Raw genomic sequence first — 22,209 nt, 5'->3', positions numbered from 1 at the left:
TTGAAAAGCCCGTCGGCTCGGCGTCCGCCCTAATAGCCGGCGGGACGCGGAAGCGGGATCGGTACGACGGCCGGCACGTCGGGCATCTGTGCGGCGATGGCGGGAACGGCCTCGTTCGCGCGCGCCGGCGCGGCGGCAAGGGCGGAGACAGTCGTTGTGCCACCACCATATGTTGCCGCCAGCTCGCTGTCGGGCGAGGGCGCCTGCAACACCACGGCACAGGCCTTCGGCAGGTCGGAAAGCTGCATCGGCCGCGGCGGCTTCGGCGGCTTGGCGTTCGGGTCCTTCTTCGGCTTGGCCCAGGGCTCGTCGGTGAACCACCAGGCGAGCGACTTGTCGCAGCCGTCGCCGGGGCCGACAGCCGCTTGCGGCTTGCAGCCCGTGGTCCCTTGCGGGCATCCGATACGGATATGGAAATGCGCATCGTGGCCATAGATCGGCCTGACCTTGCCGAGCGCCGAACGGTCGCCCGTCCAGGTGTCGCACAGCTTCTTCTTGATCGCCGGATTGACGAAGATACGCTCGACCTGCGGGTAGCCTGCCGCCAGCATGATCAGCCGGGCATGGGCCGGCGTCCAGACCTTGTCGTTGACGGTCAGGAATTTGTTCTCCTTGAGCATCGAGGTGAAGGGCAGGTCTTCGCGCTCCTTCGCCGACATTCGCCGGTCCGGCATCGGCGTCAGCCAGATATCGGCGTCGAGGCCGATCTGGTGCGAGGCGTGGCCGGAGAGCATCGGTCCGCCACGCGGCTGCGACACGTCGCCGATCAGGATGCCCGGCCAGCCCACGCTTGGCGCATCCTTCGACAGCCGTTCGAGCAGCGAGATCATCTGCGGATGACCCCAGCGCCGATTGCGCGAAAGGCGCATGGCCTGCCAGTTGGGTCCGTCCACCGGAATGGCGACCGCACCGGCGATGCAGCCCTTGGCATAGGAGCCGTAAGCGGCCGGTGCCGCGCGCGCCGGCAGTTTCATGCCGCCGAACAGTTCCTTGGCCGGCCGGCTTTCCGCAGACGCTCCGCCGGTCATCGCCGCGACGAGTCCTGCCGTCATCGCCAGGCCCTTCGCCACGGTCTTCAACCTTCTACGCATCATCATCATCGTCATGCCGTCTTCCGCCGCCTCAAGGATCGCCCGTCTTGTCCGGGTGATTTGCCGTGACGTTACTCTGGAACGAGATTTTGGTGAATCCGTGTTTTCCCACGGCAGTCCGCGTCTTCGCCATGCCCGGTCTGTTTTTTGCCGCTGTTTGGCTTATTGTTCAGACAATCCATAAGAAACAAGGGGTGATTTGCATGGGGTTGGCGAAAGTTCGGATAGGGGCGCTCCTGTCTTTCCTGGCGATGGTGATGGGTTCGCCGGCAGGCGCCGCCGAACCGCTGCGCCACGGCGTGGCCCTCTCCGGTGAGGTCAAGTACCCCGTCGATTTTCCGCATTTCGACTACGTCAATCCGCAGGCGCCCAAGGGCGGCGACCTCAAGCTCGCCGCCACCGGCACCTACGACACCTTTAATCCGATCCTCGAAAAGGGCGAGGCAGCCCCCGGTCTCGGTCTGGTGTTCGACACGTTGATGAAGGATGCGGAAGACGAGGTCTCGGCCTCTTACGGCCTGCTCGCCGAGGGCGTCTCTTATCCCGAGGACGTGTCGTCGGCGACCTTCCGCCTGCGCGCCGAGGCCAGATGGGCCGATGGCAAGCCTGTCACGGCGGAAGACGTGATCTTCAGCTTTGAGAAGTCCAAGGAACTCAATCCGCTCTACATGAGCTACTACCGCCATGTGGTCGCGGTGGAGAAGACCGGCGAGCGCGACGTCACCTTCCGCTTCGACGAGACGAACAATCACGAACTGCCGATGATCCTCGGCCAGTTCCAGATCCTGCCCCGGCATTGGTGGGAGGGTAAGGGGCCCGATGGCCAGCCGCGCGACATCAACCGCACGACGCTCGAACCGGTCATGGGGTCGGGTCCCTACAGGATAGCCGATTTCAAGGCCGGCGCGACCATCCGCTACGAACTGCGCGACGACTATTGGGCCAAGGACCTCAACGTCAATGTCGGCCAGAACAATTTTGCCGCGATCAGCTACACCATGTTCGGCGACCTCGACGTCCAGTTCGAGGCCTTCCGCTCCGGCAATTTCGACTACTGGATGGAGACCAAGGCGGCACGCTGGGCGACATCCTACGATTTCCCGGCGGTCAAGGACGGCCGGGTCAAGCGCGAGGAACTGCCCAACCCCTATCGCGCCACCGGCATCATGCAGGCACTGGTGCCGAACATGCGCCGCGACATCTTCAAGGACCAGCGGGTGCGCGAAGCGCTCAACTACGCGCTCGATTTCGAGGAGATGAACCGCACCGTCTTCTATGGCGCCTATAAGCGGGTCGACAGCTATTTCTTCGGCACCGAACTCGCCTCTCGCGGCTTGCCGGAGGGCCGTGAGCTGGAACTCCTCAACGAGATCAAGGACAAGGTGCCTGCCGACGTTTTCACCACGCCCTATTCCAATCCGGTCGGGGGCTCGCCGCAGGCGCAACGCGACAACCTGCGCAAGGCGGTTGGGCTGCTCAAAGATGCCGGATACGAGATCAAGGGCGGTCGCATGGTGAATACCGCAACCGGCGCGCCGCTCAGTTTCGAGATTCTCCTGTCCAATCCGATGCTCGAAGTGGTCGCGGTGCCCTATAGCGAGGTCCTGCGCAAGATCGGCATCGACGCTCGCGTGCGCACGGTCGACGACGCGCAATATGCCAACCGCGCCCGAAGCTTCGACTACGACATGACCTGGGTGGTCTGGGCCCAGACGCTCAACCCCGGCAACGAGCAGCGCGACTATTGGGGCTCTGTGTCAAAGGATCGCCAGGGCTCGCGCAACTATGCCGGCATTGCCGATCCGGGCATTGACGCGCTGATCGACAAGGTGATCTTCGCCAAGGGGCGCGACGAACTCGTCGCGGCGACCCGGGCGCTGGATCGCGTGCTGCTCGCCCATGACTATGTCGTGCCGCTCTACTATGGAAGCACCGCCCGCATCGCCTACTGGGACAAGTTCGACCATCCGGCCGAATTGCCGACCTATTCGATCGGCTTTCCCACCGTCTGGTGGTCGAAATCGGCGGCCCGGTAAGGCCGGGCTTTGCGCTCGCGCCTCGAACGGCTAGGAATGGCAGGAACGAATCGGTGTCACCGGAAGGGATCGGCGGATTGATCGAAGCTAGGACGACCATGGTTGGAGCGTGCGCGCATCCGACGGGAGAGAATGCCTGATGGGGGCCTATATCCTCAGGCGCCTGCTGCTGATGATCCCGACCATTGTCGGCATCATGGCGATTTCCTTCCTTGTCATCCAGTTTGCGCCCGGCGGCCCGGTCGAGCAGGTGATCGCCCAGTTGAGCGGCCAGGGCGACGGCGCCGACCAGCGCTTGTCCGGCGGCGGCGACATGCTGAACCAGCAGTTCGGCGGCGACGACACGAGTGCCAAATATCGCGGCGCGCAGGGTCTCGATCCCGAGCTGATCGCCAAGCTGGAAAAGCAGTTCGGCTTCGACAAGCCGCCACTCACCCGCTTCCTCGACATGATGTGGAACTATATCCGCTTCGATTTCGGCGAAAGCTTCTTCCGCAATACCAGCGTCATCGACCTGATCGTCGAGAAGATGCCGGTATCGATCTCGCTCGGCGTGTGGATCCTGATCATTTCCTATGCCATCTCCATTCCGCTCGGCATCAAGAAGGCGGTCGAGGACGGTTCGCCCTTCGATGTCTGGACCTCCGGCGTCATCGTCATCGGCTATGCCGTGCCGAGCTTCCTGTTCGGCATCCTGCTGATCGTGCTTTTTGCCGGCGGCTCCTTCTTCGACTGGTTCCCGCTGCGCGGCCTCGTCTCCGACAATTTCGCCGAGCTTTCCTGGTGGCAGAAGATCCTCGACTACTTCTGGCACCTCGCCCTGCCGCTGACGGCCCTGCTGCTTTCCGCTTTCGCCACCACCACCCTGCTCACCAAGAACTCCTTCATCGATGAGATCAAGAAGCAGTATGTGGTCACCGCCCGCGCCAAGGGTCTCGGCGAGCGCCAGGTTCTCTATGGCCACGTTTTCCGCAATGCCATGCTGATCGTGATCGCCGGCATTCCCGGCGCCTTCATCTCGGCCTTCTTCACCGGTTCGCTGCTGATCGAGAACATCTTCTCGCTCGACGGCCTCGGCCGCCTCGGCTATCTCGCCGTCGTCAATCGCGACTATCCGATCGTCTTCGCCACGCTCTACATCTTCTCGCTCATGGGCCTCGTCGTCAGCCTGGTTTCCGACCTGATCTACACCTGGATCGACCCGCGTATCGATTTCGAGCGGAGGGATGTCTGACATGACCTCCCTCGACGCTTCCCGCACCGATGCCCTGACCCCGGTCAAGAAGCCGTGGTTCTCGCCGACCAACAAGCGACGTCTGGAGAACTTCCGCGCCAACAAGCGCGGCTACTGGTCGTTCTGGCTGTTCATGGTGCTGTTCGTGCTGTCGCTGTTTGCCGAACTGATCGCCAATGACCGGCCGCTGATCGCCTCCTACAAGGGCGAGATCCTGTTTCCTGTCGCCGTCGACTATCCGGAGGAGAAGTTCGGCGGGTTCCTGGCGGTCACCGATTATCGCTCGCCCTTCATCACCGACGAGATCAACGCCAATGGCTGGTTGCTGTGGCCGCCGATCCGCTATTCCTACCGCACCGTCAATTCCGAAATCCCCCATTCGGCCCCGACCGCGCCGTTCTGGCTGATGGACAAGGAAGAGCGCTGCTCCGCCTATCCGCTGAAGGACGAGGACCCGAATTGCGTGGTTGGCAATCTCAACTGGCTGGGCACGGACGACCAGGCCCGGGACGTTGCCGCCCGGATGATCTACGGCTTCCGTATTTCAGTCCTGTTCGGCTTGATCCTTACCCTCTGCTCGGCGATCGTCGGGGTTACCGCCGGGGCGATCCAGGGCTATTTCGGCGGCTGGACCGACCTTTTGATGCAGCGCTTCATCGAGATCTGGTCGTCCATGCCGGTCCTCTACATCCTGCTGATCATCGCCGCGATCCTGCCGCCCGGCTTCTTCGTCCTGCTCGGCATCATGCTGCTGTTCTCATGGGTCAGTTTCGTCGGCATCGTCCGCGCCGAATTCCTGCGCGCCCGCAACTTCGAGTATGTGAACGCGGCCCGCGCGCTCGGCGTCGGCAGCTGGACCATCATGTTCCGGCACCTGCTGCCCAATGCCATGGTGGCGACGCTCACCTTCCTGCCCTTCATCCTGTCGGGCTCGATCACCACGCTGACCTCGCTCGATTTCCTCGGTTTCGGCATGCCGCCCGGCTCGCCCTCGCTCGGCGAACTGATCGCGCAGGGCAAGCGCAATCTCCAGGCCCCCTGGCTCGGGCTGACCGCCTTCTTCACCATGTCGATCATGCTCTCTCTGCTGATCTTCGTCGGCGAGGCGGTGCGCGATGCGTTTGATCCGAGAAAGACGTTCCGATGACCGCACCTCTGCTCTCCGTCCGCGATCTCTCGGTTGCCTTCCACCAGGGGGGCAAGGAGACGCTCGCCGTGGACCGGGTGTCCTTCGACATTGCGCCGGGCGAGGTCGTGGCGCTGGTCGGCGAATCCGGTTCGGGCAAGTCGGTCTCGGCCGCCTCGATCCTGAAACTCCTGCCCTATCCGGCGGCCAGCCATCCGTCCGGGGAAATCCTGTTCGAAGGCCGCGACCTGATGACGGCGTCGGAGCAGGAGTTGCGTGCGGTGCGTGGCAACGACATTACCATGATCTTCCAGGAGCCGATGACGTCGCTCAATCCGCTCCACAACATCGAAAAGCAGATCGGCGAAATCCTTGTGCTGCACCAGGCGATTGCCGGCCAGACAGCGCGCGACCGCACGCTGGAGCTCCTGCGCCAGGTCGGTATCCGCGATCCGGAGAAGCGCCTTTCCGCCTATCCGCATGAACTCTCGGGCGGTCAGCGCCAGCGCGTGATGATCGCCATGGCACTCGCCAACCGGCCGAAGCTCTTGGTCGCCGACGAACCGACCACAGCGCTGGACGTCACCGTACAGGCCCAGATCCTCGATCTCCTGCGCCAGCTCAAGGCCGACCACGGCATGTCCATGCTGTTCATCACCCACGACCTCGGCATCGTGCGCAAGTTCGCCGACAAGGTCTGCGTCATGACCAGGGGCAAGATCGTCGAAAGCGGTCCGGTCGAGGACATCTTCACCAGCCCGCAACACGACTACACCAGGAAGCTGCTGGCCTCGGAGCCGCGCGGCGAACCGCCCAGGCTCGACGAGACCAAGCCGGTGGTCATGCAGGGCGACGACATTCGCGTCTGGTTCCCCATCAAGTCCGGCTTCCTGCGCAAGGTCGTCGATCACGTAAAGGCCGTCGATGGTGTGGACATGGTGTTGCGCGCCGGCCAGACGCTCGGCGTCGTCGGCGAATCCGGCTCGGGCAAGACGACGCTCGGCCTGGCGCTCGCCAGGCTGATCTCGTCCAAGGGGCGCATCAGCTTCATCGGCCAGGACATTGACGGCTATTCCTTCGCCGAAATGCGTCCGCTGCGCGACCGGCTGCAGATCGTCTTTCAGGATCCCTTCGGCTCGCTCAGCCCGCGCATGTCGGTCGGCGAGATCATCGCAGAAGGCCTGAAGGTGCATGAGCGGAAGCTCACTGCCGCCGAGCGTGATGCCCGCGTCTGCTGGGCCCTCGAGGAGGTCGGCCTCGATACGGCGACCCGCTGGCGTTATCCGCACGAATTTTCCGGCGGCCAGCGCCAGCGCATTGCGATCGCTCGCGCCATGGTGCTGAAGCCCCGTTTCGTCATGTTGGACGAGCCGACCTCGGCGCTTGACATGACGGTACAGGCCCAGGTGGTCGACCTGCTGCGCGACCTGCAGAAGAAGCACGACCTCGCCTATCTGTTCATCAGCCACGACCTGCGCGTCGTAAAGGCGCTCGCTAACGAGGTGATCGTCATGCGTTCCGGCAAGGTCGTGGAGCAAGGGCCGGCGACGGAGATATTCCAGGCGCCGAAGGCCGATTACACCCGCGCCCTGATGGCCGCCGCCTTCAACCTCGAAGCCGTCGAAATCGGCGGCGTCAGCCAGTAAACGGACCGCCTTTCATGCACCACCGGAATGCCGTCGTCATCGACCTCAAATTTGCCCGCAGCGGCGTCGTCGAGGCGCTGAAGGGAGCCTTTCCCGGCCGCGAAGTGATCGACATGGGCGATCCGGCCAATGCCGGCCGGGATCTTTCCGGCGTGCCCTATGCCGTTGTCTGGAAGCCGGACCCGGCACTGTTTGAACGCGCACGGGACTTGAAGGCCATTTTCTCCGGCGGCGCCGGTGTCGATCATATTCTCTCGGCTTACGAGCTTCCGGACCTGCCCGTCGTGCGCTTCGTCGATCGCAGCCTGACCGACCGGATGAGCGAATGGGTGGTGCTGCAATGCCTGACCCATTTGCGCGCAGCACTTCCCTATGCTCGCCAGCAGCGCGACCGTGTCTGGCACGAAATCTCTCCCCAGCCGGAAGCTCGGGACGTCACCGTCGGCGTCATGGGATTGGGCGTGCTGGGGCAGGACGCGGTGCGCAAGCTGAAGGTCATGGGCTTTGATGTCATCGGCTGGTCACGGCGCCAGAAGCAGATCGACGGCGTCGAGACCTTCGATGCCGCCGGCCTCGGCGCCTTTCTTGCTCGTACCGACATCCTCGTCGGACTCCTGCCGCTGACGTCGGACACGCGTGGGCTTTACGATGCATCGCTGTTTGCCATGCTTCGCGAGGGCGGTGCTCTCGGCAAGCCGGTTTTCATCAATGCCGGCCGCGGCGGAAGCCAGGTCGAGGCCGACATCGTCACGGCGCTTGAGAAGGGGGTCTTGGGCGCCGCGTCGCTTGACGTCTTCGAGAAGGAGCCGCTTTCGCCGGAGAGCCCGCTCTGGGATCTGGCCAATGTAGTCATCACGCCGCATGCCGCTGCCGCCTCTGACGTCGGTGCGCTGTTCCGCCACGTCGAACGCCAGATCGACCGGTTCGAAAAGGGCGAGCCGCTGGAGTACGTCGTCGACCGCTCGTCCGGCTATTGATACGGTGTTGTCGCGTCTCTTTGGAACAATAGGCCTGCCCCTCCGTTTGCCCTGAGACTGCGGCACAGCCATGCCGCGCATTTTCAGCACGACACGGAGAGATCCATGACCAGCCGAACTGATCTGCCCGACACCACCGATCGCCGCACGCGGGGCATGCGGCCCGAAACCGTTACGCCGACGGAGGCCCGCCAGGGGTTTCGCGGGCGTCCTGTCCTGATCGTCCTGCTCGCGGGCATCGTCCTTGCGATGCTCGTCTGGATACCCGCCGAGTGGTGGGGTAACGCGATCGCGCCGGAGAACCCGTCTAACCAGCCGGTGCAGGAACAGGCGCCGTCGCCGGCTGAGAACACGCCGGCCCGTCCCTGATCCCTGCTATGGACTTTGCCGGACGGATTCCCGATAACTGACCTCTGAAACGGCCGGGGCAAATCCCGGCCGATTGCTGCGGTCCGACCCGGCCGCGACTTGCAGGACAGTCACTCGATGACCAAGACCGACATCGCGACCAGAGTCTTCAATCACAGCTGGAAGCTCGATCCGATCATCCGCAGCCTGATCGACACCGACTTCTACAAGCTCCTGATGCTGCAAATGATCTGGAAGCTCTATCCGGATGTCGATGCGACCTTTACCTTGATCAACCGGACAAAGACGGTGCGGCTCGCCGACGAGATCGACGAGGGCGAATTGCGCGCCCAACTCGACTATGCCCGCACGCTGCGCCTTACCAAGAAGGAAGCGATCTGGCTCGCCGGCAACACCTTCTACGGCACCAAGCAGATCTTCGAGCCGGAATTCCTTGCCTGGCTCGCCGCCTTCCAGCTGCCCGAATACGAACTTTCAAAGAAGGATGGCCAGTACGTCCTGAACTTCCACGGCAAGTGGAAGGAAACCACGATGTGGGAGATCCCGGCGCTCGCCATCATCAACGAACTGCGCTCGCGGACCGTGTCCAAGAACATGGGCCTTTTCACCCTCGACGTGCTCTATGCCCGCGCCAAGGCCAAGATGTGGGCCAAGGTCGAGCGATTGCGTGAGCTTCCGGGCCTCAGGATCTCGGATTTCGGCACCCGCCGTCGCCATAGCTTCCTCTGGCAGCGCTGGTGTGTGGAAGCTTTGAAGGAAGGCATCGGCCCGGCCTTCACCGGCACCAGCAACGTCCTGCTTGCAATGGACTCCGACCTCGAGGCGGTCGGGACCAATGCCCATGAACTGCCGATGGTCAGGGCCGCGCTCGCGAAGACAGACGCCGAACTGCTCTCCTCGAACTATGACGTGATGCGTGACTGGAACCGGCTATACGGCGGCAACCTGCTGATCGTCCTTCCCGACACTTACGGCACGGCCGCCTTCCTGCGCAATGCGCCGGAATGGGTGGCCGACTGGACCGGCTTCCGTCCCGACAGCGCGCCGCCGATCGAAGGCGGCGAGAAGATCATCGACTGGTGGCAGAAGATGGGACGCGATCCGCGCCAGAAATTGCTGATCTTCTCCGACGGTCTCGACGTCGACGCAATCATCGATACCTATCGTCATTTCGAAGGCCGGGTGCGCATGAGCTTCGGCTGGGGCACCAATCTGACGAATGATTTCGCCGGCTGCGCGCCGCGCGAGATCGAGGGGCTGAAGCCGATTTCGCTGGTCTGCAAGGTCAGCGAGGCCAACGGCCGTCCGGCGGTCAAGCTCTCCGACAATCCGAAGAAGGCGACCGGCGATCCGGCCGAGGTCGAACGCTACATGCAATTCTTCGGCACGGAGGACCGTGTCGAGCAAGCCGTCCTCGTCTAAAGCCGAAACATCCTGCCCGCAGCGCTTGCCATCCACTCCTTGCCCTGTAAGCTTCCGCATCCAGCTTGTGCCCGGGGAGGGCGCAAACACACTGGACGGTCGCGGAACGGGAGGAGCACCGACATGGACATGAATGGCAGCGAACGCATCGAGGCGCCGGTCGAGACGGTCTGGCAGGCCTTGAACGACCCGGAGATCCTTCGTCAGGCGATCCCCGGCTGCGAGAGCCTCGACAAGACCTCCGACACCGCCATGACCGCCAAGGTGGTCCTCAAGATCGGGCCGATCAAGGCGAAGTTCGAGGGCGCGGTCGAGCTGCAGAACCTCAATCCGCCGCATTCCTATACGATAGCCGGCGAAGGCAAGGGCGGCTTGGCGGGCTTTGCCAAGGGCGGCGCCGATGTTTCGCTTGAAGCCGATGGTCCGGATGCGACGATCCTCACCTACACGGTGAAGGCCGAGGTCGGCGGCAAGATCGCCCAGCTGGGTAGCCGGCTGATCGATTCGACCTCGAAGAAGCTCGCCGGCGAATTCTTCTCCAAGTTCGGCGCGATCGTCGCCGGAGGTGGAGCGGATGGGGAACCCCAGACGGCGTGATGCCGTTGCTGGCATGGGGCGAGAGCCGGGCGTGACAGCCCGGCGCAAGCCAGCCGGCGTTAAACAGTCCCGAACGATGCAGACTGAATCGGCACCATGAGGGGACTGATAGAATGACCAATGAACCGGATCACTTTTTCGAACAGCAGGATGCGGCAATCCAGGCCATGCTGGTCGAGAACAAGGGTGACGAACTGACCGATATCCTGGTCGCGGCCCTCACCGATGCGCTGCATTTGCTCCGCGACGAATCGCCGGACACCATCCACTGAAACGGGCCTGACGCGACGCTGGTTCAGCTTTCGCCGAAGCGAACGAAAGCCCGTCCGCTGGTGAGGTCGGTCACCAGCCGGTTGGCCTGCGCGGCCGCCGCTTCCGGCAGGGCGACAGTCAGGATCGCGCCGGTCGCGGTGAATTCCTCGCTCACGACGATGAGATCGGGCAGGGCGCCGAGACGGGCCTTGAGTACCGCAAGGTCGGAAAAGCCGGCGATGATCTCGCCTTCGATGCGGGGAATGATCTCTGTCTTTACGGCCGCTCTCAGGCAGGCTGCCGCCGTGCCGCCATAGGCGCGCATCAGCCCGCCACTTCCGAGCAGGATGCCGCCGAACCACCGTGTGACAACGACCACGACGCGATCAAGCGCTTGGCCGTCGATCGCCTGCAGCATCGGCTTGCCGGCCGTACCGCTCGGTTCCCCGTCATCGCTGAAGCGATAAGCCTGGCCTATGCGCCAGGCCCAACAATTGTGATTTGCGGAAGGGTCGCTCACGGCGGCGATGAAGCCCTTGGCCTCGTCCTCGCTCATGACCGGGGCGGCGTGGGCGACGAACCGGCTCTTCTTGATATCCTGCGAAAATGTCTCGGTGCGCTCGAGGCTATACATGGGATGCTCCTGAACGTCCCTCATAGCGCTTCCCCCGCCCGCCTGCCAGAGTTCGGCGCGGGCCGGAAATCGCGCCGCCCGACAACGGCCGGGCGTCCTGTTCAAGCCGACAAAAGCGGCTTCAGGAAGTCTCTCGAAAGCAGGGTTCCGGTGTCGATGCGGTTGTGTGCGATCAGGCCCTTTGCCGGGATCTCTCCACGCTGCAACATCGACAGCAGCGTCGCAGCATAGCCGGTCGCCACCGAGGTCAGCGCATTGAAGGGTCCGAGGGTCCGGTTCGGCGAGAAGCGATGGCAGATGGTGCGCTCCGTCGGCTGGCGGCCGCGATAGCCGCGCGCGGTAACGACCAGCAGCAATACGTCGTCCTCGATCACCGGCAGGCCGTTGTAGAGCAGCGAGCGCAGCATGTCGCGCCGGTGGCGCAAGCCGAGGTCGTCGAGCAGCAAGCGCATGTAGTCGAGATGGCCCGGATAACGGATGGTCTTGAAGGTCACGTTCTTCGGCGCCGATTCGGAAAAGATCGACAGATCCTCCACACCGCCGGATGTGACGAACTCTTCATAGGTCACGCCATCAATGCTCAGATGGCCGTATTCCTCGAGCGGTGACACGCTGACCGCCTTGCCGTCGCGGATCGCGGCACTGGGCCGGGTATATTCGTCGATCAGGCCGTCGACGTTCCAGATCTGGCCATAGCCGAGCCGGTTGGTCGGATAGCGCGGTATGGCGCCGACCCGGATGGTCAGGTCCGTGACCGGCGAGAAGGCGTCGAGCAGGCCGCAGGCGACATTGCCGATCATTCCCGGCGAGACGCCGCAACCGTTGAACACGGCGCGGTGTTCGGAAAGCGGCGCGAGGATGGCCCGGGTCTCCGGCCGGGCACAGGAAAAGTCGAGATAGTGCACCTTTGCCCGGGCCGCCGCCTCGGCGATCGCGTTGACAGCCCCGTCCGGCACGGCCGCCACCGCGACGTCCTGGCCTGACAGCAGCCCCTGCAACTCGTCGCTATGACCGAAGGTCTTGAGCGTCGCCTGGATGTTCATCGATCGGAGGCGGTCGAGTGCGTCCTCCGATCGATCGATGACCTGGACCGCGAAATCCTCGTTCGCCGCCAGGGCCATTGCCAGCGCCGAGCCGATTTCCCCGGCGCCGAATATGCAGACCTTGAGTTTCGCCATGATGATGTTCAGCCCTTGAACCGCTGAACAAAGCCCTGAAGGCGCGGGTTCTGCGGATTGAGGATCACGTCCTCGGCGGTGCCGGTCTCGGCGATCACGCCCTGGTCGAGGAACAGGACACGGCTTGCGACGTCGGCGGCAAAGGCCATTTCATGGGTGACGATTGCCATCGTCATGCCTTTCTCCGTCAGGCCACGAATGACGGCGAGAACCTCGCCGACCAGCTCCGGATCGAGCGCGCTGGTCACCTCGTCGAGCAGCAACACCTCGGGTTCCATGGCCAGAGCCCGGGCGATCGCCACGCGCTGTTTCTGGCCGCCGGACAGGTGGTTCGGATAGGCGGCGTGCTTTTCCGCAAGTCCCACCTGGGCGAGCAGGTCCATGGCCAGTTCTTCCGCCTCGCGCTTCGGTCGCTTGCACACGACGATCGGGCCTTCGGTCACGTTCTGCAGCACGGTCTTGTGCGGAAAGAGGTTGAAGTGCTGGAACACCATGCCGACATGGCGGCGCAGCGTGCCGATGCCGATCTCGTCGCCCTTGTCGCGAAATCGTTCGCCGACCGCCTTCTGGCGAAAGCGGATCGTGCCGCCGGTCGGGATTTCCATCATGTTGAGGCAGCGGATGAAGGTCGACTTGCCAGACCCGGAAGGGCCGATCAGCGCGACGACCTCACCGCGCTCGAGGCTGAGATCGAGACCCTTGAGGACTTCGAGCGTTCCGTAGCTCTTGCGCAGAGCGGAAGCTTCGATCACGGGTGCCTTTGGTGTGGAGTTCTGTGTCATGTCCGTGCTTCCGTTCCGTTAATCGCTGACCCTGAGGCGTCGTTCGATCCAGTCCGCAGCCTGGGTGAGGGGCAAAAGCATGGCGATGTAGAGCCCGGCCATGAGCGTGTATGATTCCAGCGGTCGGTAGGTCTGGCCGTTCACCACCGCCGCCATGTAGGCGAGATCGGCGACCGAGATGACCGAGACCAGCGAGGTGTTCTTGAACTGGATGACCGACTGGTTGATGAAGGACGGCAGCACCCGCTTCATCGCCTGCGGCAGGATGATCCGGCTCATCGACTGCCACGGGCTCATGCCGATCGCCGAGGCGGCCTCGCGCTGTCCCTTGTCGATCGACACGATCCCGCCCCGAAAGATTTCCGCATAGAAGGCGCCGACATAGAGCGACAGGGTCAGCATGGCCGCGATGCGGTTGTCGATCGAGGTCCCGACCAGCAAGGGAAACGCATAGTAGAACCACAGAAGCTGGACCAGGAGAGGCGTGCAGCGGAAGATCTCCTGGTAGACCCGGGCGATGCCGGACAGGATTTTCCAGCCGGACAGCCGTGCCGCGCAGGTGAGGAAACCGATCAGCACGCCGAAGAAGATCGAGCCGAAGGTGTAGAGGACGGTGATCCACAGACCCCAGAGAAAGAGGTCCCAATATTGCCATACGGAATGGAAGTCCCAGTTGTAACTCATCGGCCACCTCTTGCGGTCTTGTCCGCCGGGAAAGACGGATGATGCCCGCATCGGCGACACCGGTACACGTCAGTCCTGTTTGTCATTCTTGTTCCCCTGGTCTTTTCGTCGGCTGCCGAACGAGGCCGGAAGCCGACGGTGGATAGTCCTACGTCCGTTCGCCACGGACAATGCAAAGCTGATGCCGCCGCTTACCGCATTTCTTGGAAGGCGGCCGAGGCGGAGGCGAAGCGGCCGAGAATGCCGGCGAGCCTTTCGCGGTTGGCCGGCGAGACTGGAACCATCGGCAGGCGCATCTCCGGCCCGGCGAGGTTGGAGAGCGCCAGCGCCGCCTTGACCGGCCCCGGATTGGATTCGATGAACATGCCGTCGGTCAGTTCGGCGACGAGTTCGTGCAGGGCCAGCGCCCGCGCCGTATCGCCTGCCTTCCAGGCTTCGACCAGTTGCACCATCTCGCGCGGCGCGACATTGGCGACGACGCTGGTGACGCCGACGGCGCCCAGCGACAGGAAGGGCAGGGTCAGTCCGTCATCGCCCGAATGGATGATCAGCCCGTCGCCGCAGGCGGCGCGCAACTGGGTGACGCGGGCGGCCGATCCGCCGGCTTCCTTGATCGCGATGATGTTGTCGTGCTTTGCCATGAGGACTGCGCAGGTCTCCGGCGCAATCTCCACGCCGCAGCGTCCGGGAACCGAATAGAGCATGACCGGCAGCGAGGTCGCCTCAGCCGCCGCGCCGTAATGCGCGACAAGGCCCGCCTGGGTCGGCTTGTTGTAATAGGGCGTGACGATCAGCACCGCATCGGCGCCGGCCTGCTCGGCCCGCTTGACCTTGTCGATCGTCTTCTTCGTGTCGTTGGCGCCGGCGCCCGCCATCACCAGGACACGCCCGGCCGCGAGCTTCACGGTGCCGGCGATCAGTGCGTCGGCCTCTTCGTCGGAAAGCGTCGCCGCCTCACCGGTCGTTCCGACCGGAACGAGACCGGCGACCCCGGCTTCGATCTGGCGCTCGACCAGGGCGTCATAGGCTGCGGTATCGACGGCACCGTCCTTGAAGGGCGTGATGAGGGCGGTGAAGACGCCGTTGAAGCGTTGATGAAGGTCCTGCATGGTCATGTTCCTCTCTATTATCATCAGTCGTTCAGGCTGTCCGCCAGGCTGTAGCGGCCGGCGGGACGCGGTGTGGAAACCAGCCATTGGGCGGCAGCAAGCGCGCCTTCCGCATAGGCTGCGAGTGTGTGAACCCGGTAGGTGAAGCTGGCCTCGGCCGAGCCCAAATCGAAGCGCACCTCGTTCACGCCGACCGTGTCGCCCTCGCGGTGGACGGTGATTGCCGGTTGGGGGGCGGCAAAGCCCATGGCGCGGCTGCGTGCCTCGAACAGCTGGCGCGCCAGAAGGCGCGAGGTGCCGGACGGTTCCGCCTTCTTGCGGGCATGGTAGATTTCGCTGACGGTTGCCTCGGCGTCCGGCATGCGCCGTGCGAAGTCCAGGGCCGCCAGCCGGAAGGCTTCGAAGCCGTGGGCAAAGTTGGCGCTGACGAGCATCGGCCGATAGACGCAGGACGCGGTCAGCCGTTGATCTTCCTCAGCTGTGAAACCCGTGGTGCCGATCACCATCGGGATCGCCTTTGTGCCGATTTCCTCCTGCAGGGCGAGGCTCGCGGCCGGGGCCGAGAAATCGATCATCACATCGCAATGGTTCTTCATCGCCGCATCTGCCGGGCGGTACTCGATGCTGCCGCCGGCGACCGGTATGCCGACAAGGCGCGATCCGGGAGAGACCAGGGCGGCTGCAAGTTCCAGCCCCGGATTGGCGAGGACCAGTTCGACGAGCCGGGTCCCGACCCGGCCCGAGGCTCCCATGATGGCGATACGCATGGCAGTGCTCCTCAGTCGATCACGACCTTCGGCTCCGACATTTCGCGCAGCGCTATGCGGACACCCTCGCGGCCAAGTCCGGAGCGCTTGACGCCGCCGAAGGGCACGTGCTCGGCGCGGAAATCCGGGCCTTCGTTGATCATCACACCGCCGACGACAAGGTCGCGTGAGAAGGTCTTGATGAGAGCGTGGTCGTTGGTGAAGACGCCGGCCTGCAGACCATAGGCGCCGGCATTGACCTCGGCGATCGCGGCGTGCGGGTCGGTGAAGCTGCGGATGGCGATGATCGGGCCGAAGGTCTCGTCGGCGATCACCGGCGCATCGACGGCGACTTCCGAGATGACCGTCGGCGCAAAGACCGTGCCGTCATGGGTACCGCCGGTCAGCAGCTTGCCGCCATGGCCGGAGATGCTGGCTGTGACGCGTTCGGCTACGGCCTTTGCCGCAGCCAGGTCGATGACCGTGCCCATGTCGGTATCGTCCTTCGACGGATCGCCGAACTCGACGGCGTCGACGGCGGCAAGCAGCTTCTCGGTGAAGACCTTCTCGATGTCCTTGTGCAGGTAGAGCTTCTTGACAGCGGCGCAGCTCTGTCCGGCGATCTCGAAGCGGTGGCCGATGGTGGTGGCAACCGCCTTGTCGAGATCGGCGTCGGGCAGCACGAACAGCGGATCGTTGCCTCCCAGTTCCATCAGGCAGCGAATGAGCCCGCTGGCATTCTTGAGCGCAAGGCCGGCACCCGGCCCGCCGGTAAACGACAGAAGATCGATCGGCGAGCGGGCGAGCGACACGGCAGCCTCCGCCGCGCCATGAACGATCTGGAACAGGTCGGCCGGCCAGCCGGCCTTCAGCGCCAGCTCGCGCAAGCGCTGGGCGGCCAGCGGCGCCTTGGGAGACGGCTTGGCGACCACGGCATTGCCGGCGGCGATCGCCGGGCCCAGCTTGTGGCAGAGCAGGTTGAGTGGGTAGTTGAACGGCGTGATCGCGCCGACGACGCCGACCGGCTCGTAGGTGATCGTCGCCAGCCGGTCCGCACCGCCCTCGACGATCGCGCAGTGCAGCGCCTCGCCGTCGAGGAAGGTCGCGGCATCGCCCGAAAGCTTCAGCGTATTCTGCGCCCGGCGCACCTCGTTGCGCGCCTCGCGGATGGTCTTGCCCATCTCGTTCGAGATGATGCGGGCGAGATTCTCCGCATCCCCGGCGATTTCGGCTGCGAGCGCGTTCAGCATGGCGCGGCGCACGGCCGGGGTCGAGCGGCGAAAATCGTGCTGCGCCGCCTTAGCGCGGATCACGGCTGCGGTGATCTCGGCGGTCGAGCTCACGGCGATCTCGCCGACCGCTGTGCCGTCGAAGGGGTTGCGGACCAGGATCGCATTGCTCGTCTCAAGGATCAGGCGCTTGGCTTGCGTCATGTCGGTAAACCTCGTCATTCGTTTTCAGTGTTCTGGGAAGTGGCGCCGGTCAGCGCCGCTATGGAGATCGGCCGGACCGGCCAGCGGCGGCCGGTCAGATCCTCGGGCGCAGGTGCGGTGACATCCGGTTTGAGCTCGGCCATCAGCGCCGCAGTGTTGGCGGCACAGAACCGGCCCTGGCAGGCGCCCATGGCAAAGCGGCCATTGTGCTTGACCTCCCGGCCCGTCAGGCGGTCCTCACGGTCGCAGAGCCGGCGCAAGTCGCCGACCGTCTTGCCTTCGCAGCGGCAGAGGACGGTGTCGTCCGGCAGGCTGACCAGGGGCGGTCGCGGATCAAGCGGGGCAAACAGTGCGGCCAGGGTCGCCTGCGCCATGCGAGCGCGGCCGATTGTCCGGTCGAACTCTGCGCGGTCGCGCTTCCCCGACAGGATATCCACGACCGCGCGGCCCGCCCGGCGGCCATCCGCCTCGGCGGCGAAAGCGCCCAGCGCCTCTCGACAATCCCCGGCCCTGAGGATCAAAGGTCCGGACGTCGGTTCCGTCCCCTCGTTCGGCAGGCCGAAATCGTTGGGACGAATGCCGTCATGCAGACCGATGCGATCGACCGCGATCCGCCGCTCGCTGCCATCACGCCGCCGCACGATCGTCTGAAGGCCCGCGCCATCGCGCTCGATCGTCATCAGTTGCGTGCCGCGCATCCACGGAATGCGGCGAAGATTAATGTCCGCGAGATAGGCGGCCGCTTCGCGCAGGAGTGCGGCGTGGCCGAGCATGGCAAACCCTGGTCCGACCTGTCGCATTGGATCGCCGGCCTCGACGATCGCCACCGGCGGATTGCCGAGCCGCGCCATTTGCGCTGCCACCGCGATCAAAAGCGGCCCGCTGCCGGCCAGCAGGACGCGACCTTGCGGAGCAAGTCCGGTCTCCTTCATCATCACCTGCAACCCGCCGGCAGTCGAAACCCCGGCCATCTGCCAGCCGGGCCGCGGATAGACCTTTTCGACCGCGCCGATCGCGAGAATGACGGCCTTGGGTGCCAATTGTTCGACCCGGCCGGTGCGTCGGTTCTCGATCAACACCCGTCCGTCGCCGTCGACGCCGAGGAAAACCGAAGCATGACGCACAGGAATGCGCGCGGCCGAGAAGGCTTGTGCGAGGGTTTGCCAGCGGGCCTTGGGGCCAGCCGCCTGGTGGATCGGCTGGACGTCTTCGATCGGCTGGCGATGGATCGCACCACCCAGGCTCTCGCGCTGTTCGACGAGTTCGACCGTGTGGCCGGAACGAGCAACTTCGGTCGCGGCCACAAGCCCGGCCGGACCGCCGCCGATGATGATGACATCGGGCTCAATCATGGCGTCTCTCCAGCGCTTCCACCTGCATGCCCGCCCTGGCCGGTGTGATGCACGCTTCCCGGACCACCCCGTCGACCCGCAGCAGGCAGCACTGGCAGGCGCCGATGCCGCAGAAATAGCGCGTCTCCTGGCCGAGCGTGTCGGGGCCGAAGGTCAGGATGCCGGCGGCCTCCAGCGCTGCCGCAAGGCTTTCTCCGGTGCGGAAGGGAATTCTCCGCCCCATCCAGTCGAAACTCTGCCCGGTCATGCGGCCTCTCCCTGGCCGGCGAACCGGGACGGATCGAAGGACGAAAGATCGATGTCCGGTTCCTCTCCGCAGATCAGTTGGACGATCGACTTGCCGGTGACCGGGCCGAGACAGATGCCGTCGCCCTCGAAGCCGGTCGCCACATATCCGTTCTCCAGGCCGGGAATTCTGCCGACGAGCGGCAGGCCGTCGACAACGGCGGTGCGCACGCCGGCAAAACTCCTGAGAAGCCTGACGCCCGCAAGGCCCGGAACAAGCGCCACGGCATCGGTGAGAATGCGCGAGACCGCGTCGATGTCGTTGGTTTCGCGCTTGCCGAAATCCTCGCGCGTGCCGCCGATCAGGAACTGGCCGGTAACGAGCGGGTCGATCACCAGCCCCAGCCCCCGCGGCGGCGTATGGCCGGCCTTCTGGCTGCCCTTGCTGAGCAGGTAGCGACCCGACATGATCGCGCCACGCATGGCGGCGTTGAGCTCGGGTGCCCGTTCCGTCACCAGCAATTGGCCCTTTCGCGGTGTGAGTATGCCGGAGAACCCGAGGAGTTTCGCCGAGCCATTGCCTGCGGCAATCACGACCACGTCGGCGGTGAGCGAGCCGCGGTTCGTCGTTATCCCCGCAATGCGCCTGCCGCCGTCCTCAAGCTGAAATCCCTCGACCCGCATATCGCGCTCGACCACGATACCGGAAGCCGTCAGCAGTCGGTGGACGATCTGGTAGCCGATCGCATGGCCCTCGCCATGCACCTCGACCGCCATCTTCGCCTGCGGCGAGAGAGCCGGGAAGTCTTGGCGCAGATCGGTTCCGGACAGCATCTCGACCCTGACGCCTGCGCCCGCGAGAGCCGCCGAATGGGCCTCGAGCACGGCGCATTCCTCGTCCGATGCCGCAACGATGAAGGTCGAGCGGCGCTTGAAGGCGCCGGAAAGCAGGCCGTTGTCGGCGAGTTCGCCATAGAGTGCGACACCCTTGAGCGCCGCGGCCATCATCGGTCCCGGTCGCTTGCTGGCAACTGACACGGCACCGTCGGCGGCCCCCGTCGCTTCCGCCGCCGGGGCCGAGGCATCGATGAGCCGGATGGCGATGCCGCGCTTGGCCAGGAAATAGGCCGTGGCTGCTCCGACGATGCCGGAGCCGACGACGATCGCACTGGATGGGGGGCGGGATTGCATGGGTTCTTGGCCGGCCTTGTTGGTTGTCGACCAATATTGGCGGCGGCAGGGCTTGACCGTCGATACAAGATGACGGCCTTGCTTGTTCACGAAATTTGTATCCGCTACAAAGTCCCGACCCCTTAACAGAGAAGGAGGGGGACCCGCTCCATGGCCAAGATCAGCCTCACACTCATCCAGACTTTCTATCAGGTGGCACGGCACGGCTCGTTTTCCGGTGCGGCGCGCGATCTCAACCTCAGCTATCAGTCGGCGGCCAATCATGTGCGGCGACTGGAGCAGATCCTGCAGGGAAAGCTGATCGATTCCGAGCAGGGGGCGAAGCGCATTTCGCTCACCCCGCGCGGACGGGCGCTCTACAGCCTGCTTCATCCCGAGCTCGACATCATGCTGGAGCGGCTGACCAAGCTGATCGAGAACCAGCGCTCGTCGCTGCGCGTCGGCATGCCCCAGGCGATCTTCTTCTATCTGTTCCCGCGGGTGCTTTCGCGGTTCCGCGAGGCCTTTCCCGAAATGGAGTTCGCCGTCTACGAGCGCGATACGGTGCTCGCCGAACTCGTCAAGAATGGCAGTCTGGACGTGTGCATTTCCGAACGCTATTTCGGCGATCCGGTCGTTCCGCAGCGCCTGCTCGGCAGCTATCGGCTGAGCCTCGTCTATCCTGAGGCCTGGGGCGAGCCGCCCGCGCAACAGGACATTCCCCGCTGGGCCGAGGGCCGCCCCTTCATCACCTACGAGCCAGGCCAGACACTTCGCAACCTGGCGGTCGACTTCCTCGGCCGCGACGGGGCGATCGTCCAGCCGGCCGTCTCCACCTCCGGCAGTTCCAGTGTGAAGCGCTGCGTCGAGGAGGGTCTCGGCTTCTCGATCATTCCCTCCTGGTGCGTCGGTCCGGAAGACGTGTCGATCCGCAGCACAAAGCTCACCAACCTCCCGGAAGTGCGGGTCTATTTCGGTAATGCCGGCTTCCTGCAGAAGCACCCGATGGTGCAGCAGCTGTTCGAGGACTGCCGCCGCGAACTGGTTGGCCCGGTGCTCGATCCGCCGCGCAGCAGCGAACTCTCCCTGCCGCCGGTCTGACCACGACATATAAAAAAGCCGATAAGTGGCTCGGACTCTCTAGCATTGTTCCCGATCGATTCGCGGATAGGCTGATTTCCGGCCGGTGAGCCCGCGAGCCTCAAGCACGGCTTCGGGGAGACGGACATCAACGAGATTCCGGGGAACAATGGAGAACCAGACCATGAAATTGCTTTCAAAGATCTGTGGCGCAGCCGCAATCGCGCTGTCGCTGCTGGCCGGCACGGCCGCTTCGGCCGGAACCATCGAAGATATCCGCGCCCGCGGCGTGCTTCGCATTCCGGCGATCCTCAACGAGACGCCCTACTTCAACAAGGATCCCCGCACCGGCGAATGGCAGGGCTTCGTGCTCGACATGGCCAACGACATCGCCAAGACCCTGGACGTCAAGCTCGAAGTGGTCGAATCCAGCTGGGCCAACGCCATTCTCGACGTGCAGAGCGGCAAGGTGGACATGGCCTTTGCCGTCACCGCAACGCCGGTCCGTGCCATGTCGGTCTCCTTCTCCGACCCGACCTACTACAACAGCTTCGTGCTGGTCTCCGCCAAGGAGGAGATTGCCGGCAAGACCTGGACCGAGCTCAACGACCCGAAATACACCTTCGCCGTCGACCTCGGCTCGGCCCAGGACCTGATCACCCAGCAATATCTGCCCAAGGCCAATATCCTGCGCTTCAAGACCCGGGACGAAGCGATCGTCGCAGTGACCACCGGCAAGGCCGATGCGCTGGTCAACACCATGCTGAACGGCCTGGTCATTGCCAAGAAGGCACCGACCATCGGCGCGGTTCAGGTGCCGACGCCGGTTCTCTCCACGCCCTCGGTCATCGCCCTCAACTATGGTGCCGACGAAACCTTCAAGAGCTTCGTTTCCGCCTGGGCCGAATACAATCGCCGCATCGGCAACAACCAGACCTGGATCCTGAAGAGCCTGGAGACCTTCGGCATCACTCTCGACGATATGCCGGTCGGCTTCGGCTTCGGCGGCTGACGGCAAGGACACAATCTGTCGCGACGAAGAAACCCGGCGGGAGACCGCCGGGTT

The 22,209-nt window shown here is 64.3% G+C and carries 22 protein-coding genes; 11 read left to right on the top strand and 11 right to left on the bottom strand.

The annotated features are described in order from the left end of the window. Positions 1-29 precede the first annotated feature (29 nt). Positions 30-1,106 carry a penicillin-insensitive murein endopeptidase gene (gene mepA, locus RHIZ70P_RS02745; protein ID WP_115668829.1) on the bottom strand — a complete coding sequence of 359 codons (1,077 nt, stop codon included), beginning with the start codon at positions 1,104-1,106 and terminating at the stop codon, positions 30-32. A gap of 188 nt (positions 1,107-1,294) precedes the next feature. Here mepA and RHIZ70P_RS02740 point away from each other — a divergent pair, with 188 nt between their 5' ends. The 9 genes from RHIZ70P_RS02740 to RHIZ70P_RS22900 all read left to right on the top strand — a co-directional run bounded on the left by RHIZ70P_RS02740 (position 1,295) and on the right by RHIZ70P_RS22900 (position 10,770). Next, positions 1,295-3,127 carry an extracellular solute-binding protein gene (locus tag RHIZ70P_RS02740; protein ID WP_115668828.1) on the top strand — a complete coding sequence of 611 codons (1,833 nt, stop codon included), beginning with the start codon at positions 1,295-1,297 and terminating at the stop codon, positions 3,125-3,127. A 139-nt stretch (positions 3,128-3,266) separates the two neighbouring features. Then, positions 3,267-4,361 carry a microcin C ABC transporter permease YejB gene (locus RHIZ70P_RS02735; protein ID WP_115668827.1) on the top strand — a complete coding sequence of 365 codons (1,095 nt, stop codon included), beginning with the start codon at positions 3,267-3,269 and terminating at the stop codon, positions 4,359-4,361. A 1-nt stretch (position 4,362) separates the two neighbouring features. Further along, a complete protein-coding gene (locus RHIZ70P_RS02730; protein WP_115668826.1) occupies positions 4,363-5,508 on the top strand; it encodes an ABC transporter permease in 1,146 nt (381 codons plus the stop codon). Continuing rightward, positions 5,505-7,133: an ABC transporter ATP-binding protein gene (locus RHIZ70P_RS02725; RefSeq protein ID WP_115668825.1), complete on the top strand. Its 1,629-nt coding sequence runs from the start codon at positions 5,505-5,507 to the stop codon at positions 7,131-7,133. Before RHIZ70P_RS02730 ends, RHIZ70P_RS02725 begins: the two co-directional genes overlap by 4 nt. 14 nt (positions 7,134-7,147) lie before the next feature. Continuing rightward, positions 7,148-8,110 (top strand): 2-hydroxyacid dehydrogenase, encoded by a 963-nt coding sequence (locus RHIZ70P_RS02720; protein ID WP_115668824.1) that lies wholly within the window; start codon positions 7,148-7,150, stop codon positions 8,108-8,110. A gap of 105 nt (positions 8,111-8,215) precedes the next feature. Beyond that, positions 8,216-8,479: a hypothetical protein gene (locus RHIZ70P_RS02715; RefSeq protein WP_115668823.1), complete on the top strand. Its 264-nt coding sequence runs from the start codon at positions 8,216-8,218 to the stop codon at positions 8,477-8,479. Between the two features lie 117 nt (positions 8,480-8,596). After that, positions 8,597-9,901 carry a nicotinate phosphoribosyltransferase gene (pncB, locus tag RHIZ70P_RS02710; protein WP_115668822.1) on the top strand — a complete coding sequence of 435 codons (1,305 nt, stop codon included), beginning with the start codon at positions 8,597-8,599 and terminating at the stop codon, positions 9,899-9,901. A gap of 123 nt (positions 9,902-10,024) precedes the next feature. Then, positions 10,025-10,498 carry an SRPBCC family protein gene (locus RHIZ70P_RS02705; RefSeq protein ID WP_115668821.1) on the top strand — a complete coding sequence of 158 codons (474 nt, stop codon included), beginning with the start codon at positions 10,025-10,027 and terminating at the stop codon, positions 10,496-10,498. A 113-nt stretch (positions 10,499-10,611) separates the two neighbouring features. Next, positions 10,612-10,770, top strand: a complete 159-nt coding sequence (locus tag RHIZ70P_RS22900; protein WP_181903923.1) for a hypothetical protein — start codon at positions 10,612-10,614, stop codon at positions 10,768-10,770. A gap of 23 nt (positions 10,771-10,793) precedes the next feature. Here the strand turns inward: RHIZ70P_RS22900 and RHIZ70P_RS02700 are convergent, their stop codons facing one another. From RHIZ70P_RS02700 to RHIZ70P_RS02655, 10 genes are all read right to left on the bottom strand, one after another. Next, positions 10,794-11,384, bottom strand: coding sequence for an IMPACT family protein (locus tag RHIZ70P_RS02700; protein ID WP_115668820.1), 591 nt, complete (start codon positions 11,382-11,384; stop codon positions 10,794-10,796). A gap of 101 nt (positions 11,385-11,485) precedes the next feature. Then, positions 11,486-12,562: a saccharopine dehydrogenase family protein gene (locus tag RHIZ70P_RS02695; protein WP_115668819.1), complete on the bottom strand. Its 1,077-nt coding sequence runs from the start codon at positions 12,560-12,562 to the stop codon at positions 11,486-11,488. 8 nt (positions 12,563-12,570) lie between these two features. Next, positions 12,571-13,344: an amino acid ABC transporter ATP-binding protein gene (locus RHIZ70P_RS02690; protein ID WP_115668818.1), complete on the bottom strand. Its 774-nt coding sequence runs from the start codon at positions 13,342-13,344 to the stop codon at positions 12,571-12,573. A gap of 18 nt (positions 13,345-13,362) precedes the next feature. Continuing rightward, entirely contained in the window at positions 13,363-14,028 is a 666-nt protein-coding gene (locus RHIZ70P_RS02685; RefSeq protein ID WP_115668817.1) for an amino acid ABC transporter permease, read from the bottom strand. 191 nt (positions 14,029-14,219) lie between these two features. Continuing rightward, positions 14,220-15,143 (bottom strand): 4-hydroxy-tetrahydrodipicolinate synthase, encoded by a 924-nt coding sequence (gene dapA / locus RHIZ70P_RS02680; protein WP_115668816.1) that lies wholly within the window; start codon positions 15,141-15,143, stop codon positions 14,220-14,222. A 17-nt stretch (positions 15,144-15,160) separates the two neighbouring features. Then, complete coding sequence (locus RHIZ70P_RS02675; protein ID WP_115668815.1) at positions 15,161-15,904, bottom strand: 4-hydroxy-tetrahydrodipicolinate reductase; 744 nt, start codon at positions 15,902-15,904, stop codon at positions 15,161-15,163. An 11-nt stretch (positions 15,905-15,915) separates the two neighbouring features. Next, complete coding sequence (locus RHIZ70P_RS02670) at positions 15,916-17,334, bottom strand: aldehyde dehydrogenase family protein (protein ID WP_235842114.1); 1,419 nt, start codon at positions 17,332-17,334, stop codon at positions 15,916-15,918. Next, positions 17,331-18,668: an FAD-dependent oxidoreductase gene (locus tag RHIZ70P_RS02665; protein ID WP_115668813.1), complete on the bottom strand. Its 1,338-nt coding sequence runs from the start codon at positions 18,666-18,668 to the stop codon at positions 17,331-17,333. Before RHIZ70P_RS02665 ends, RHIZ70P_RS02670 begins: the two co-directional genes overlap by 4 nt. After that, on the bottom strand, positions 18,661-18,915 hold the full coding sequence (locus RHIZ70P_RS02660; RefSeq protein WP_115668812.1) for a 2Fe-2S iron-sulfur cluster-binding protein: 255 nt from the start codon (positions 18,913-18,915) through the stop codon (positions 18,661-18,663). The genes RHIZ70P_RS02665 and RHIZ70P_RS02660 overlap by 8 nt, the downstream gene beginning before the upstream one ends. After that, positions 18,912-20,084 carry an NAD(P)/FAD-dependent oxidoreductase gene (locus tag RHIZ70P_RS02655; RefSeq protein WP_115669048.1) on the bottom strand — a complete coding sequence of 391 codons (1,173 nt, stop codon included), beginning with the start codon at positions 20,082-20,084 and terminating at the stop codon, positions 18,912-18,914. The genes RHIZ70P_RS02660 and RHIZ70P_RS02655 overlap by 4 nt, the downstream gene beginning before the upstream one ends. 150 nt (positions 20,085-20,234) lie before the next feature. On the opposite strand from RHIZ70P_RS02655, the gene RHIZ70P_RS02650 reads away from it, so the two are divergent. Further along, a complete protein-coding gene (locus tag RHIZ70P_RS02650; RefSeq protein WP_115668811.1) occupies positions 20,235-21,164 on the top strand; it encodes a LysR family transcriptional regulator in 930 nt (309 codons plus the stop codon). A gap of 163 nt (positions 21,165-21,327) precedes the next feature. Beyond that, positions 21,328-22,155 carry a transporter substrate-binding domain-containing protein gene (locus tag RHIZ70P_RS02645; RefSeq protein ID WP_115669047.1) on the top strand — a complete coding sequence of 276 codons (828 nt, stop codon included), beginning with the start codon at positions 21,328-21,330 and terminating at the stop codon, positions 22,153-22,155. The last annotated feature ends 54 nt before the right edge of the window (positions 22,156-22,209 follow it).

It is taken from the genome of Paenirhizobium selenitireducens ATCC BAA-1503, assembly GCF_900492185.1.
GTDB classification, from domain to species: domain Bacteria; phylum Pseudomonadota; class Alphaproteobacteria; order Rhizobiales; family Rhizobiaceae; genus Allorhizobium; species Allorhizobium selenitireducens_A.
Note: the sequence above shows the minus strand (reverse complement) of the source record. Positions and strands in the feature narration are given on the sequence as shown.